Origin of the sequence: Methylomonas lenta (genome assembly GCF_001644015.1) — a bacterium.
Classification (GTDB): Bacteria; Pseudomonadota; Gammaproteobacteria; order Methylococcales; family Methylomonadaceae; genus Methylomonas; species Methylomonas lenta.
In genome coordinates this window covers 1-14,642 of record NZ_LUUI01000096.1, presented here as the reverse complement: position 1 = coordinate 14,642, position 14,642 = coordinate 1, and the positions used below count along the sequence as shown (strand labels likewise).

At 47.4% G+C, this 14,642-nt stretch carries 14 protein-coding genes and 2 pseudogenes; 6 read left to right on the top strand and 10 right to left on the bottom strand.

The window, feature by feature from the left end:
- Positions 1-98 precede the first annotated feature (98 nt).
- From A1359_RS09250 to A1359_RS09230, 5 genes and pseudogenes are all read right to left on the bottom strand, one after another.
- Entirely contained in the window at positions 99-1,487 is a 1,389-nt protein-coding gene (locus A1359_RS09250; RefSeq protein ID WP_066981387.1) for a TIGR03013 family XrtA/PEP-CTERM system glycosyltransferase, read from the bottom strand.
- A 25-nt stretch (positions 1,488-1,512) separates the two neighbouring features.
- Entirely contained in the window at positions 1,513-2,286 is a 774-nt protein-coding gene (locus A1359_RS09245; RefSeq protein WP_066981384.1) for a S1C family serine protease, read from the bottom strand.
- A 60-nt stretch (positions 2,287-2,346) separates the two neighbouring features.
- Positions 2,347-2,607: pseudogene (locus tag A1359_RS23635) on the bottom strand (YdcF family protein); the annotation flags it as partial.
- A gap of 314 nt (positions 2,608-2,921) precedes the next feature.
- Complete coding sequence (locus A1359_RS09235; protein WP_066981378.1) at positions 2,922-3,803, bottom strand: hypothetical protein; 882 nt, start codon at positions 3,801-3,803, stop codon at positions 2,922-2,924.
- A gap of 18 nt (positions 3,804-3,821) precedes the next feature.
- Positions 3,822-4,838, bottom strand: a complete 1,017-nt coding sequence (locus A1359_RS09230) for a tryptophan--tRNA ligase (protein WP_066981375.1) — start codon at positions 4,836-4,838, stop codon at positions 3,822-3,824.
- A 218-nt stretch (positions 4,839-5,056) separates the two neighbouring features.
- On the opposite strand from A1359_RS09230, the gene A1359_RS09225 reads away from it, so the two are divergent.
- The 3 genes from A1359_RS09225 to A1359_RS09215 are packed head-to-tail and all read left to right on the top strand — an operon-like array spanning position 5,057 to position 6,246.
- On the top strand, positions 5,057-5,356 hold the full coding sequence (locus A1359_RS09225; protein WP_066981372.1) for a PilZ domain-containing protein: 300 nt from the start codon (positions 5,057-5,059) through the stop codon (positions 5,354-5,356).
- Between the two features lie 34 nt (positions 5,357-5,390).
- Entirely contained in the window at positions 5,391-5,795 is a 405-nt protein-coding gene (locus A1359_RS09220; RefSeq protein WP_066981370.1) for a 6-pyruvoyl trahydropterin synthase family protein, read from the top strand.
- 1 nt (position 5,796) lies between these two features.
- The gene (locus A1359_RS09215; protein WP_066981368.1) at positions 5,797-6,246 is read left to right on the top strand and encodes a DUF1249 domain-containing protein; all 450 of its coding nucleotides are present in this window, start codon (positions 5,797-5,799) and stop codon (positions 6,244-6,246) included.
- Here the strand turns inward: A1359_RS09215 and recQ are convergent.
- Positions 6,239-8,380, bottom strand: a complete 2,142-nt coding sequence (gene recQ / locus A1359_RS09210) for a DNA helicase RecQ (RefSeq protein ID WP_066981592.1) — start codon at positions 8,378-8,380, stop codon at positions 6,239-6,241. The two genes, A1359_RS09215 and recQ, sit on opposite strands and share 8 nt — an antisense overlap.
- Positions 8,381-8,557: 177 nt before the next feature.
- Between recQ and gshA the strand changes: the two genes are divergently transcribed.
- From gshA to A1359_RS09195, 3 genes are read left to right on the top strand one after another with little or no spacing between them, the layout of a single operon-like run.
- Positions 8,558-10,144 carry a glutamate--cysteine ligase gene (gene gshA, locus A1359_RS09205; protein WP_066981365.1) on the top strand — a complete coding sequence of 529 codons (1,587 nt, stop codon included), beginning with the start codon at positions 8,558-8,560 and terminating at the stop codon, positions 10,142-10,144.
- On the top strand, positions 10,141-10,863 hold the full coding sequence (locus A1359_RS09200) for a phosphoadenylyl-sulfate reductase (protein WP_066981362.1): 723 nt from the start codon (positions 10,141-10,143) through the stop codon (positions 10,861-10,863). Before gshA ends, A1359_RS09200 begins: the two co-directional genes overlap by 4 nt.
- Before the next feature lie 36 nt (positions 10,864-10,899).
- Positions 10,900-11,277 (top strand): rhodanese-like domain-containing protein, encoded by a 378-nt coding sequence (locus A1359_RS09195; protein WP_066981359.1) that lies wholly within the window; start codon positions 10,900-10,902, stop codon positions 11,275-11,277.
- Between the two features lie 122 nt (positions 11,278-11,399).
- On the opposite strand, the gene A1359_RS09190 is transcribed toward A1359_RS09195, so the two are convergent.
- From A1359_RS09190 to A1359_RS22765, 4 genes and pseudogenes are all read right to left on the bottom strand, one after another.
- Complete coding sequence (locus A1359_RS09190) at positions 11,400-12,539, bottom strand: ABC transporter ATP-binding protein (RefSeq protein ID WP_066981356.1); 1,140 nt, start codon at positions 12,537-12,539, stop codon at positions 11,400-11,402.
- A 9-nt stretch (positions 12,540-12,548) separates the two neighbouring features.
- On the bottom strand, positions 12,549-13,376 hold the full coding sequence (locus tag A1359_RS09185; RefSeq protein ID WP_157200514.1) for a carbohydrate ABC transporter permease: 828 nt from the start codon (positions 13,374-13,376) through the stop codon (positions 12,549-12,551).
- A gap of 2 nt (positions 13,377-13,378) precedes the next feature.
- A complete protein-coding gene (locus tag A1359_RS09180) occupies positions 13,379-14,245 on the bottom strand; it encodes a carbohydrate ABC transporter permease (protein ID WP_198159315.1) in 867 nt (288 codons plus the stop codon).
- A gap of 2 nt (positions 14,246-14,247) precedes the next feature.
- Positions 14,248-14,642, bottom strand: a pseudogene (locus A1359_RS22765) (ABC transporter substrate-binding protein); the annotation flags it as partial.

The window sequence follows — 14,642 nt, the reverse complement described above, 5'->3', positions numbered from 1 at the left end:
GTTTGACCTACCAATAAAGCGGTTACAAAGAATATATTTACCCGGGCGAGACCGTAGTTTATACAGTTTGCCAAGCATCGTTAAATGCCAGCAATTGATCATCTAGCCCCTTTCCCCCACAGCACAACTTCTACCGTACTCAACATAATGGTTAAATCCAGAAATAGACTGTAGTTTTTAACGTAATACAAGTCGTACTGCAGCTTTTGTCTTGTATCATGCTCGCTGGCACCATAGGGATAACAAAGCTGCGCCCAACCTGTTATGCCGGGTTTTACCCGATGACGTTCTTTATAGTAAGGGATGGTTTTTTCGAATCCTGTCACAAACTCGGGCCGCTCAGGCCTTGGCCCTACGAAGCTCATATCCCCTTTAAAAACATTAAATAATTGCGGCAGTTCATCAATGCGAAATTTGCGTATGACTTTACCGACTCGAGTCACCCTATTATCAGTTTGACTGGCAAATTGGGCGCCATTTTTCTCTGCATCCACTCGCATACTGCGAAACTTCATGACTTTGAATGGTTTATCGCGATAGCCAACCCGGGTTTGCTTATAAAAAACCGGGGCTCCAAAGCCGCTTTCAATATAAATTGCAATGGTAGTAATCAGCATCAACCACCAGCTAACGCTGAGTAACAACAAACTGGCGACGATATCAAAGCCACGCTTTACCACTGGCCGCATGCCATCATTAACAAATCCATCCGAAAATACCAGCCAACTGGGACTCAAGGCATCCAAAAAAACTAATCGCTGCTCTCGTTCATAAAAGGTTTGTAAATCCATCACAATGACGCCAGACATTTTTATGTCCAGCAAATCATCAACCGGCAGTTTTTTACGTCTGTCGTCCATAGCAATCACAACTTCATCAACCTGATAAGCTTCTACGACAGCAGACAATGTCATATTTTCATTTAAAACGATAAGGTTTGGCACTGCAACCGACTCATCTTCCAATGCTACATGACCAATAATCTCAAAACCGCGATAAACAAAACTGGAGTTGACAACCTCAAGTTCACTGGCCAGCTGCCCGCAACCTATCACTAAAACCTTGCGTTTTAAATTGTCCAGATTAATAAAACGGTAAAAGCAATAACGCGTCAGCAATATGCCGAAAAAGGAAAATAAAATCGCTGAAATCAACACACTACGTGCCAACATCAATTCTGGAATCACGTAATACACAAACACTAAAACAAAAATCGCCACAGCAAAGCTGTAATTAATTCTTTCCAGTAGATTATATTCTTCCCTATCCAGGGTTTTTCGATATAAACCCAAAGCTGAGCAGCATAAAGTAAATACGGCAGAAAATACCACGGAAGCCCAAATCATCTCCTCGTTGCTATACCAGGAGGCGGTGTATAAAAATCTGAAAGCGGCTCCTACATGCATAGCCAAATAAAACACCAACCATTCCACTGCCATTAAGCCCAAATAGGCGGTAGAGATGTAGTGTCGAAATATTCTTATCATGCTGGTGATTCCGTTTGATAAATAATTATTGAATGCCTGTTTGGGCTATAAGCCTTTTGATATGCTCTGAGGGGATAGCATAGGAAATACCACTAGGATGCGTGATAGCGTTTTCTTTGCTGCCCTGCACAAAAACTTTGTTGATAATGCCTATGACCTTGCCTGTATCAATGTCATACAAAGGGCTGCCACTATTCCCAGGATAGGCTGTGGCATCTAACTGAAACACATCATAAGGCGTTTCCAGTTTTTTCAGCATTTTGATATTTAACTGCCTACTGGCATGAACAGGAATTGCATTGGGCGAAATTGCGGCAATAATGCTGCGATGGGTAACAGGATACAATCCAAGCACCATTCCAATCGGATAACCGGTGAAGGCATATAACTCACCTTCTCTAACCTGACTAGAATCGCCTACCTCCAACGCAGGCAACTTGCCTTCCGACAAACTGAGCATAGCAAGATCATGTTCGTCATCAGTAGCGGTTAACTCGGCTAATTGCATGTATTCTTTCTGATCATGCCGGTAGAAGATCGCAAAGCGCTCAAGATGAGCCACATCCAGTTTATTACTCGTGACGTGGGCATTGGTGATTATCCGACGCCCATCAGACACCACAAAACCTGTTCCTAAAAATACCGCACGTGGGTTGCGTGTGGGCATAAAAGTACCTACAGCAACCACGCTGGGTTTGATACGTTGCAAAATATCAGGCAAATTGGCTTCAGTTGACTGGGCAAAACAATTGCTCACGATCAAGAAAAAGCTTACAAAAAACGATACCAAAATTTTCATTAAAAAAAACCTTTTGCCACTAGATTACAATCTACAAGGCGCTTAAATATCAAGGTAAGCTCAATACTTGAAGCGATACCATAACATTCCCAGAGTTTCGTGAGCCAGCAAATAGCTATTCATTAATGCGGTTGGCGAAGACAAAAGATCAAATATGCTTAAGCCTGAATCCTGGCCTATAAATGCTGTCGGGGCAGGCAAAACCTCAAAGCCTGCTTTACTAAATTCATGCGCAGTGCATGGCCTATGATAGGCCTGAACCACCAAAACAATTTTATTAATAGCAAATTCTTGCAACACGCTGCGAATGAATTGAGCATTTTCTGCAGTATTTCAGCTATTAGATTCGCGCCAAACCACCAGTATTTTGAATTCATTACCCAGCATATCTGCCATTAAATAGCTAAACCTGTTCAGTTTGCAATACTGAAAAACCTTGCCAAATAAGGGTTCATTGACTTACCACAACAGGAAAACTCACCAATAACAAGCTGGCTGACACCAAGAATAGTCCATATTTTCATTTTCTACGCAAAATCTCGATCAACGCCATAATCAGTAAAGCTGTCGGTAGCAAATGCAGATATTTGAGCATATAAATCAGCCTGATCAAAATTCTGCCAAAAAGGTACTAACTACTGCTGTTTCACTAAAAAACTAAACAACTTAGCTAAGTAAACCAAGGCCATAACGGCTAAAATCAAATACACAAAATTCAGAATTGTCAGATATTTCAAAATACCAAAAAACCTCCCTTCAATTTCAGCATCAGCAGCTGCAATCTTGATTGCTTGTTCGGTTTCGTATTGAGTTTGCAGCACATCAACCTGACTACCCATTTGCATGTGCTGTAAACGACTAGCATCGGATCCCATTAAACCCATAAAAAATAATTCTGCCTTTAACTGATCACTCAAACCGACAACGGCCTGGTTGCCAAACAACGCTTGCTGACTGAACAAAGCAAATTGACTCGTGGTTTCGTAAATCCAATTATCCAAGCGCTTTAAATCCAGATAGGTCCAAGCCATTTTGCTATAAACCTCTTCGCCGACCATTAATCGTAATTCATCATGCATTTCCCCTAGAAACTCATCGTAACTTTGGTTTTGGTTGGCATTCAGGTTGGGATAAAACCCAAGATTAGGATCAGCAGCCAGCATGTTTCTTTGCATCAAACCGGCATTTGACTGCATCTGCAGGGGATTTATCGGCGACGGCTTAGGCTTGGATCTTTGCAGCACAACTGCAGATTCAGAGGTTTTTGTAGGCGGGGATGGCTTATCTTGCAAGTTTTGAATCGATTTAGAATCTGACGACTGCGGGACAGAATTAGCGTCATCTTGCTTGATTTCGGTGGGTAATTGATTATGGTCTTTTAGCAAAACAGGTTCTTCAAGCCCGCTGATGGGTTGTGAATAGGTCTGAATTAAATCTTTGGAAACCTCTATCTTAAACTCATCAGCCCAAGCTGAGCTGATGCAACAGCTTATAAATAAAAGACTGATGATAAGCATGTTGAATTCAGCTTTAACTTAGGCCTGAGTGATGGGTAAAATCCCCACTGCCTCTCGTAGTGTCTGAATAAACGGCCGACTGATGGCGCGGGCTTTTTCCGCGCCCTGCTGCAGTTGCTGCTCAATGTGTTCAGGCGCTTGCAGTAAGGCTTCATAACGCTCGCGAGCCGGGGCAATTTCATCGTTGATTTTTTCGAACAACATCTGTTTCATCTCACCCCAGGCGATGCCATTCGCATAGTGTTTGCGTATCGCATCCACTTCATGGGCATTGGCAAAGGCCTGATAAATGCCAAACAACGTGCACCCATCAGTATCTTTAGGCTCGCCCGGCTCTAAGGAATTAGTTTTGATTTTATTGATCAACTTACGCAGCTTTTTCTCGGGTTCGAACAAAGGAATAGTGTTGTTATAACTTTTACTCATTTTGCGACCGTCCAGCCCTAATAACGTCGCGGCGTTATCATCCAGCACCGCTTCGGGCAACACAAAATGCTCGCCATAAATGTGATTAAACCGACTGGCAATATCCCGCGCCATTTCGATATGCTGAATTTGATCCTTACCAACCGGCACCTTGTTAGCATTGAACATCAAAATATCAGCAGCCATCAATACCGGATAACTAAACAAACCCATGGTAATGCCTTTATCAGAATCACCGCCTTCGACTTCCTCATTTTCTGCTACGGCGGCTTTATAGGCATGGGCACGATTCATCAATCCTTTAGCGGTGACACAGGTCAACATCCAGGTCAATTCCATGATTTCCGGCACATCAGATTGGCGATAAAACACCGCATTTTCCGTATCTAGCCCCAAAGCCAGCCAGGTTGCGGCAATTTCCAAACTGGATTGTTTTACTCGAGCCGGCTCGTTACATTTGATCAAGGCATGATAATCAGCTAGGAAATAAAAAGGCCTGACCTGCTCATCTTTACTGGCATTAATCGCCGGACGAATCGCGCCTGCGTAATTCCCCAAATGTGGCGTACCTGTGGTGGTAATGCCGGTCAGAACGATAGATTTAGTCATGCTGCTACCTGTGCATCCTATACTTATGCTTGAAATTCAGGAGATTCTACACAATTCATCCCAGTTAGTCAGGCATTAACACTCGCTTTGTCCTATCCAGGCTAGCACTTAACCGGTTTTTGATCCGTCAGATTGTATAAACAAGGCGTGAGTTTTTATAGTAAACTTTCAGGCGTTTGATTTTCTGTTTAAAACTGTTTAAACATCGGAGGAACCTGATGCTGACTCATGACGAAAAACGTGATTACATCCGCATGGAAGTCGATTGCGATATCACCTATAAACTCGCCAGCTCCAACGAAACCAAAACCGGTCGTTGCACTACATTAAGCGGTGCTGGCGTTTCTTTCATCGCTGACCAGGCTTTTGCTACCGGTTTGGCGATGGAGGTCAGCATCATTCCCAAAACAGCTATTACCCCACCGATGACGGCTTTTATTGAAGTCGTGCGTAGTGTTAAACATGATGATGATCAATACGAAATTGCCGCGGCCATTAAAAGTATTAAAGCCAGTTAAGCCCCCTCAACAAAGTTCAAGGATGAGTTAACTCATGCACGTGATCACCAAAGAAGTGTATTTTTGTTACGGTCACCGGTTGATGAACCATGCCGGAAAATGCCGTAATTTACACGGCCATAGTGTCAAAGCCAGCATTTCCATCAAAAGCGAGCAATTAAACCAGCAAGGCATGGTCTGCGACTTCGCCGATGTGCGCGATGCGGTAGAATCGTTTGTCGACCAACATCTGGATCATAATTTTTTACTACACAAAGACGATCCTATCATTCCTGCGTTAGTCGCTAATAACGAACGCTTTCTGGCCATAGACGAACACCCAACCGCTGAAGTATTAAGCAAAATGATTTATCAGCATTTAAAACAGGAAGGCTTGGCTGTAGACCAGGTGGTGTTATGGGAAACCGCCAGCGCTTACGCCTGCTATCGGGAAGACTAAGATGGGCCAACTCAGACCGGTTAATACCTCGCTATGTCTGGAAAAGATCTGCGAATCCAATTATCAAAAGCTGTTACGCCTGATCCCCAATCTGCGTTCGGTCGATAAAACCGCCATCGGTCTGACGCAAAATAAACCGGCATTGCACCTGGATATTCTGGAACGCAATCCCTATACCCTGACCATAGAACTGAGCCATTGTTTCTTTAAACAGCAACTGTCAGAACTGATTGCCCCGGCGGTAAAAATCCGGGTTTACCTGGATGCGCAACTGGCGGAAGTGATCCGCGACAACGACAGACCGGCGGTCGACAGGGTGTATCAAAATCCTGGACGAGCACTGGAAATTCAGGAATACAAATGGCGGCTGAATTATTTTCTGCAAAAATGGCTGGACCATTGCCTTCAAACCGATTATCAATTCTCAAACAATGCCAACTGGGTTATTTGATTCGATGCTGCAACGCTGCCCGTACGCAACGTAATATTCCATAACTATAAGCACCGCCCATCTGCTCATAAACCGGCTTTAAAGCATTGCGCTGCTGTTCCGGCATCGCCAGCAACACGGCTTCGATAGCGGTAATTTCCTGGGCAGACAAATCCAGCACATCTTCAAAGCGCACTGATCCCACCTCCAGCCCTTTGGCCAAATGGGTATAAATCGTCTCTGCTGTCAAACCGCGCTGTTGCGCAACTTGCTCGATGCTGTAGCCTAATTTAAATAACTCCAGGCTTTCACCCACAGTATCACTTGCCGAAACTGCAGCATAATCCTCATCAAACTCGGCCAATACCGCCAAAAATTCATCACCATATAACGCCAACTTGCGCTCACCAATCCCGGAAATCAGGCCTAATTGCTGATGATTGCGCGGCCGATTTTCCACCATCGCCATCAAAGTCGCATCATGGAAAATCACATAGGGCGGCACATCCTGTTCATCAGCCAGTTCGCGACGCTTGGCGCGCAAGGCATTCCACAAGGCGTTGTCGGCGCTGCCGCCGGGTTGGCGTTTTTCATACTTGTCGCGTTTTGTTTTGGCAACCTGCACATCCTTGCGTAGCATCAAGGTTTGCTCGCCACGCAATACCGGTCTACAGGCATCGGTCAATTTCAAACTGCCATGACCCTCGAAATCAATTTCCACCAGCGACTTGGCCACCAGCTGCCGGAATACCGAACGCCATTGTTTTTCGTCCAGCGCCTTGCCTATCCCAAAGGTGGACTGTTTATCATGACCAAATTGCTGAATCCGACTATCGCTTTTACCCAGCAACACATCAATTAAATAAGTCACGCCAAACCGCTGGCCGGTGCGATAAATACACGATAAGGCTTGCTGCGCGGCGACACTACCATCCCAGGTCGCCACCGGTTCCAGACAGGTATCACAATTTCCGCAGCCCTGTTCCAGGGTATCGCCAAAATACGCTAACAAAGCCTGGCGTCGACAACTGACCATCTCACATAAGGCCAGCATGGCATCCAGCTTGTGAAATTCGATGCGTTTATGCGCTTCATCGCCATTGGATGAAGCCAGCATTTGCCTTAAGGTCAATACGTCCTGTAATCCATAAGCCATCCAGGCATTGGCCGGCAAACCATCTCGTCCGGCCCTACCGGTTTCCTGATAATAGGCCTCCACACTTTTAGGTAAATCCAGATGCGCCACGAAGCGCACATTGGGCTTGTCAATACCCATGCCAAAGGCAATGGTGGCGACAATAATCAAACCATCTTCCATTAAAAACTGATGTTGATTTTTCTGCCGCAGCTCGTTAGTCATGCCAGCATGATAGGGTAAGGCCCGAATCCCTTTTTGATTCAGCCACTCGGCGGTGTCCTCGACTTTTTTACGCGACAGGCAATAAACAATGCCGGTATCGCCCATATGTTCTGCGCGAATAAAACTTAGTAATTGCTGACGCGCATTGTCTTTTTGCACGATCCGGTAGCGGATATTGGGTCTATCGAAACCGCTAATGAACACCTGGGCATTTTCCAATGCCAGGCGCGTGATGATTTCCTGCCGGGTACGCTCGTCGGCAGTGGCTGTCAGGGCAATACGCGGCACCTGCGGAAACTGCTGATGCAATATCGATAACAGCAAATAATCGGCCCGAAAATCGTGCCCCCATTGCGATACGCAATGCGCCTCGTCGATGGCGAACAAAGCAATCTTGCAGCGAGCGAACAAGGCCTGGGTGCGACTATTACTCAGACGTTCCGGAGCGATGTAGAGTAAATCCAGCTCGCCGTTCAACAGTTGGCGTTCAATCTCCCGGACCTGTTCGAACGACAAGGTTGAGTTCAAAAATGCCGCTCTAACCCCGGCCAAGTGCAAAGCACTAACTTGATCCTGCATCAGTGCTATCAATGGCGAAATCACTATCCCGACTCCCTCCATCACCAATGCCGGAATCTGATAACAAAGGGACTTACCGCCACCCGTCGGCATCAACACCAGTACATCCTGACCATCCAGCATCTGCTGGATAATCGCCTGCTGTTGCCCGCGAAAACTGTCGTAACCAAACACCGTGCGCAAAACCTGCAACGCACAGGGATGTGCTAGTGTCACGGGAGGCAGGACGCCGGGAGTGACCAACGCACTGGGAGGCAGGACGCTGGGCGTAACCAATGCGGCATCGTGATCGGCGGAAGGTGGATATTTTTTCTGCAATGCTAGTTGACCCTATATAATGCGGTGATTATATCAGCACTGAGGTGCTGCTCATGCCACATCTGCACTCTATTCATGAACAGTCTAAACAACGCCTTATCCAAACGCCTGCAATACCTGATCGATAATAACCTGCATCATTTGCTGCAACTAGGGCTGAAAGGTATCGAAAAAGAAAGCTTGCGCATCAATCGGCGTGGCGTGATTTCGCAAACACCGCACCCCAAGGCTTTGGGCTCGGCACTGACACACCCTTACATCACCACCGACTATTCCGAAGCCCTGCTGGAATTCATCACCCCGCCCTTTGCCGACATCAAGCAAACTCTAGGCTACATGCATCAGATTCATCAGTTTGTCTATCCGCAACTGGGTGAAGAAATGTTGCTGGCGACCAGCATGCCCTGCGGCATTAATGGCGACTTGAGCGTGCCGATTGCCGATTACGGCAGTTCCAATGTCGGCAAAATGAAACACGTCTACCGCAAAGGCCTCTGGCATCGCTACGGCCGCACCATGCAAGCCATTGCTGGCATACACTTCAATTACTCGGTACCGCAAGCCTTATGGCCGGTGCTACATCGCCAGACCGGTAATCAAGGTAGCTTGCAAAGCTTTATCTCCGCAGGATACTTCGGCTTGATCCGTAATTTTCAGCGCCAGGGCTGGCTGATGTTGTATTTGTTCGGCGCCTCGCCAGCCATATGTAAATCGTTCTTTAACAGCCGCCCACAGTTAATGGCTGAATTTGAAGAATTTGATGCACACACACTTTATCACCCCTATGCGACCTCATTACGCATGAGCGATATTGGCTACAAAAGTAAAAATCAGGCCGGTCTGAAAATCGATTACAACTCGCTGGATGGCTATGTCGATAGCCTTAGCAAAGCTATAAATACCCCCTACCCTGACTACCAAAATATTGGCGTCAAAGTCGATGGCGAGTATCAGCAACTCAATGCCAACATCCTGCAAATCGAAAACGAGTTCTACAGCACCATGCGCCCCAAGCAAATCGCCGAATCCGGCGAAAAGCCCACCCTGGCCTTAAAACGCCGCGGCGTCATGTATGTGGAAATGCGTTCGCTGGATTTAAACCTGTTCAACCCGATCGGCATTGAAGAAAGCACCGCCCGCTTCATCGAAGCGTTTTTACTGAGTTGTTTATTGCAAGACAGTCCGCTTCACACAGCCGAAGAATTTCATATCAATAACAGCAACCAGTTACTGGTCGCCAACCAGGGCCGCCAGCCGGGCTTGATGCTGAGTAAAAATGGCCAGGACATCAGCCTGCAAGCTTGGGCCCATGAAATTTTGGACGCCATGCAGCCGATTTGCGCCTTGCTGGATCAAGGCAGCATGGACAAACCCTATCAACTGGCCTTACAGCAGCAGCAAGCTATGGTCGATAACTCGGCTTTAACCCCATCAGCGCATATTCTGGCTTGCATGCAGCAAAACAGCCAGGAATTCGGCTGTTTTGCCAGCAACACATCGGCTTTACATAAAAATTACTTTATCGCCCAACCCCTAGACTCCCAAGTCCAACAACAATTTGTCGACATGGCCGCCGCCTCTTTGCAAAAACAAGCGGAGATTGAAGCTGCCGATCACTTATCTTTTGACGACTTTCTGACCCGTTATTTTTCACAATCATGACCGCATTCGACTTAAGCCAAACCCAAACCGAACTGCAGGGTAAAAACCCCCGCAGCATACTCAAAACCGCCCTGGCCAATTTTGACAACATCGCCATCTCCTTCAGCGGTGCCGAAGACGTGGTTCTGATCGACATGGCGCTACAAATCCGCAAAGACGTGCAAGTGTTTACACTGGATACTGGCCGCCTGCATCCGGAAACCTACCGCTTTATCGAACAGGTGCGCAAACATTATCAAATTGACATCGATGTGCTAACGCCTAACCGCGATGTATTGGATGCATTTGTCAAACAAAAAGGCCTGTTCAGTTTTTACCAAGATGGTCATAAAGAATGTTGCGGCATTCGTAAAGTTGAACCTTTACGTCGTAAACTGGCCACACTGGATGCCTGGATCACTGGCCAACGCAAAGACCAAAGCCTGGATACCCGCAGCGAAATCCCCGAAGTGCAACTGGACGAAGCCTTTTCCATTGCCGACAAACCATTAATCAAATTCAATCCGCTGCTAAATTGGAGTTCCGCGCAAGTTTGGGATTACATCGAAGCCTATCAGGTACCTTACAACCCATTGCACGGCCAGGGTTTTATCAGCATCGGTTGCGAACCTTGCACTCGGCCGGTGTTGCCAAACCAGCACGAACGTGCCGGACGCTGGTGGTGGGAAGATGCCACTAAAAAAGAATGTGGCTTGCATGTTGGCAATGTTAAGCAGTAATCTCTGAGTTTAAATTTCACTTGCAAAATTCTGAATATGAAAAAATACTACACTCTATTTGCCTTCAGCTTCATCCTCAGCGGCTGCATGTTTGAACAGCCGGATTATGTAAACCCTATCAGCGCTGCCGAATTAAATAATATCATGCAACAGCAGGATATCTTCCTGGTCGATGTCCACACGCCGGAACAACAGCATATCAAAGGCACTGATGCCTTTATTCCATACAATGCCGTTGAAAAATACCAGGACAAACTACCCAGCGATAAAAGCAAAGCGATATATTTATATTGCGCAGGCGGTCCAATGGGCGATACTGCCGCAAAGACTCTGCACGAATTAGGTTACCAAAACATAAGCAACCTTGATGGCGGTGCCAAGGCTTGGCAAAAAGCAGGATTTGCTTTCGAATAAGCCACTATTTCGCGATTTTTAGCTGGATTGGGCTGAACAAATCGGCGTCGAAACCAATTTCGCTCACTTCGACGCCACTCAGACAACGTCAAACGCGGTTGACGCAGACTAATTGCATAAATTCAGGCAAAGTCTGTATGCAGATTACAACCTGACTCCCAATCGAAAAGCTGTAATGCCTGCAAATCTAACTGCAGTTGCAGCACTTGACCAGCTTGTACCGACATTGACGGTTCCAGCCGAAAAACCAGGTTTACGCTACCATGTTTGAATAATTCGTGTGCTCTGGCAGGCATTACTGCCGCCAGATCGATATCGGCATAAACAAATAATTCCGCTCCCAGCCATTCGACCCTATCGACAGTCGCTTGGAATAGCAGCGCCGGTGTAGTTATATCGGCACTTGAAACACAACTCACTGCCTCCGGTCGAAAACCGGCAATTACCGGTTTTTCTGCCATTTGACTGCAGCACTCGAGTAGCTTAGTTTCGCCGAACGGCAGTCTCAACTTACCTGCTTTAATTTCAGCCGGCACAAAATTCATGCCCGGCGAGCCCATAAATCCCGCCACGAATAGATTGGCCGGCGTCTGATACAGTTGCTTAGGCGTGCCGATTTGTTGCACTTCGCCCCGATTCAGCACGGCGACCCGGTCACCCAAAGTCATCGCCTCGGTCTGATCGTGGGTGACATAAATCATGGTCGTACCCAAGCGCTTTTGCAAGCGACCGATTTCGCCACGCATTTGCACCCGCAAGCGCGCATCCAGATTCGAAAGCGGCTCGTCCAGCAAAAATGCAACCGGATCACGCACCAGCGCGCGCCCCATCGCTACCCGTTGCCGCTGACCACCGGACAAAGTCGCAGGTTTGCGGGTTAACAAGTCCTCCAACTCTAGAAGCGCGGCCGCTTCCGCCACTTTGCGCTGAATCTCGGCTTTGGGCAATCTGGCCAGTCGTAACGGAAATGCAATATTCTCGGCCACCGTCATATGCGGATAAATCGCGTAACTCTGAAATACCATCGCCATATTTCTATCCTTGGGATCCAGATCGTTTATGACCTGACCATCGACCCGTATTTCACCGGAACTGATATCCTCAAGTCCGACGATCATGTTCAGCAAGGTTGATTTTCCGCAGCCTGACGGACCGATCAAAACAAAGAATTCGCCGTTCTGGATCGTAAAACTAGTATCGCTCAATATTCGCGTGCCATTAGCAAACTGTTTACTGACACTATCCAGGACGATTTGTGCCATCTTGCCTCCTTAGCCCTTGACCGCACCAGCCGTCAAACCGGCCACAATACGTTTCTGAAACAGCAACACCATAACAATGACCGGCAGAGTGACAATCACCGATGCGGCGGCAATCGAGCCGGTCGGCTGTTCAAACTGGGAACTACCGGTGAAAAAAGCGATTGCGGCCGGTACGGTACGAGCAGTTTGGGTGGATGTTAACGAGGTAGCGAACAAAAAATCGTTCCAGGCAAAGATAAACACCAAAATCGCCGCCGTGAATATACCGGGTGCCGCCAGTGGCACGATAATATGCCAAAAAGCCTGAAAAGGCGTCGCACCGTCGATCCGTGCCGCTTTATCCAGATCCCATGGTAGTTCCTTAAAAAAAGCCGATAAGGTCCAGATTGCCAATGGCAAGGTAAAAGTCATATACGGAATCACCAGCCCGGTCCAGGTATCGAATAAACCAATACTGCGCCAAAGATTGAACAACGGCCCAATCACGGACACCGGCGGAAACATTGATACCGCCAGCACAAGTGCCAGCACCCATTTTTTCCCGGGAAATTCCAGTCTGACGATAGCATAAGCTACAAACATAGCCAGCAAGACAGAAAGTCCGGTTGCGGTCAGCGCAATGCCGAATGAATTCCACAAAGCTGCCGGAAATTGAGCATCTTTGAAAATGGCCTGATAATGCTGAAAGGTAATGACTTCAGGAAAAAAACGTTGATCGTTCAGATCGGCCGACCGCTTCAAGGACAACGAGATAATCCAGGCCACCGGCATCAAGGCGTAGAGCATGACGATAACACCAAACCCGCTCCACGCTACGCTTTGCATTCGTTGGTGCATATTCATTCCGCCCTGGACTGGCTCAAACCGCCAAAGCCTTTCAGAAATAACACCGCAATCAGTAGTACGCAGAGAAAAATCAGCACCGACACCGCCGAACCCAAGCCCAAATTCAGACGGGCAATCAGCACATTGTATCCAACCACCGATACGGTTTCGGTATTGGCTGCGCCACGGGTTTGCACGTAAACGGTATCGAATATCCGAAAGGCATCCAGGGTGCGAAATAGCAGCGCCACTAATAGGGTCGGTTTCATTAATGGCAAGGTAATTTTTAAAAATCGCTGCCAGGCCGATGCGCCATCGATTTTGGCCGCATTAAGCAAATCCTGCGGAATCAGGGTTAAACCTGCCAGTAATAACAGGCCCATGAACGGCGCGGTCTTCCAGATTTCGCTGCAGATAATCACGAAGAAAGCCGACCAATGCTCAGTCAACCAAGCTTGGTTCAAATTGAGCAAGGCATTGACAAAACCCGTGGTCGAGTCAAAGGCGAATTTCCAGGCCAGCGCCGACACCACGGTAATCATGGCATAGGGTATCAATATCACGGCTCTGACAGTCCGACGCCCCAAGGTCGCCTTAAACATCAATAAGGCCATTGCGAAGCCCAACACCAATTCCAGTACAACCGAGCCGAGCGTGATTATCAGAGTATTGGACAAGGCTTGCCACCAAACTTCGGAGCTCAGCACGCTAACGTAATTAGCCAGGCCGACAAATTGTATCTGCTCAGGAAAACGTAGATCATAACGATGCAAGGACAACCAAAAAGCATAGCCAATCGGATAGGCTGTTACCATCAACATGGCCGCCAAAGCCGGTGCGCAGAGCAACCAAGCCAAACGGCGTTCGGCTTCAGCGCGCATACTCAAAACAGGCCCTCCGAATCCAGCGCCCGCTGAACCGCTAAGCGCAAGCGTTGAACATCCTTTTCCGGGTCAATCTGTGCTAAAGGATGCAGTGTGTGACTGATGGCCAAGGAGATATCGTTATAAACCGGTGTCTGAGGTCGTTGCACTGCATTTTCCAATGTTGCGAGCAAGTCATCAGCCATTGGAAAGCGTTGCCTGATTTTGGGATCAGCATATAAAGCCTTTATTGTCGGCGGCATACCGCCTTTTTGTGCGGCTATACGTTGATTGCTCGCCGAGGCCAGACACGCTATTGCTTCATAGGCTAAATCCGGAAATCGACTATAGGCAGCGACTGCAAGATTGATGCCGCCAATAGTGACCTGACTAGGCTGATGACATGGACTCCTCC

What these genes read in the sequence shown, in the direction of transcription:
- A1359_RS09250 (WP_066981387.1), bottom strand. Translation starts at nt 1,487, where the DNA reads ATGATAAGAATATTTCGACACTACATCTCTACCGCCTATTTGGGCTTA.
- A1359_RS09245 (WP_066981384.1), bottom strand. Translation starts at nt 2,286, where the DNA reads ATGAAAATTTTGGTATCGTTTTTTGTAAGCTTTTTCTTGATCGTGAGC.
- A1359_RS09235 (WP_066981378.1), bottom strand. Translation starts at nt 3,803, where the DNA reads ATGCTTATCATCAGTCTTTTATTTATAAGCTGTTGCATCAGCTCAGCT.
- A1359_RS09230 (WP_066981375.1), bottom strand. Translation starts at nt 4,838, where the DNA reads ATGACTAAATCTATCGTTCTGACCGGCATTACCACCACAGGTACGCCA.
- A1359_RS09225 (WP_066981372.1), top strand. Translation starts at nt 5,057, where the DNA reads ATGCTGACTCATGACGAAAAACGTGATTACATCCGCATGGAAGTCGAT.
- A1359_RS09220 (WP_066981370.1), top strand. Translation starts at nt 5,391, where the DNA reads ATGCACGTGATCACCAAAGAAGTGTATTTTTGTTACGGTCACCGGTTG.
- A1359_RS09215 (WP_066981368.1), top strand. Translation starts at nt 5,797, where the DNA reads ATGGGCCAACTCAGACCGGTTAATACCTCGCTATGTCTGGAAAAGATC.
- gshA (WP_066981365.1), top strand. Translation starts at nt 8,558, where the DNA reads ATGAACAGTCTAAACAACGCCTTATCCAAACGCCTGCAATACCTGATC.
- A1359_RS09200 (WP_066981362.1), top strand. Translation starts at nt 10,141, where the DNA reads ATGACCGCATTCGACTTAAGCCAAACCCAAACCGAACTGCAGGGTAAA.
- A1359_RS09195 (WP_066981359.1), top strand. Translation starts at nt 10,900, where the DNA reads ATGAAAAAATACTACACTCTATTTGCCTTCAGCTTCATCCTCAGCGGC.
- A1359_RS09190 (WP_066981356.1), bottom strand. Translation starts at nt 12,539, where the DNA reads ATGGCACAAATCGTCCTGGATAGTGTCAGTAAACAGTTTGCTAATGGC.
- A1359_RS09185 (WP_157200514.1), bottom strand. Translation starts at nt 13,376, where the DNA reads ATGCACCAACGAATGCAAAGCGTAGCGTGGAGCGGGTTTGGTGTTATC.
- A1359_RS09180 (WP_198159315.1), bottom strand. Translation starts at nt 14,245, where the DNA reads ATGCGCGCTGAAGCCGAACGCCGTTTGGCTTGGTTGCTCTGCGCACCG.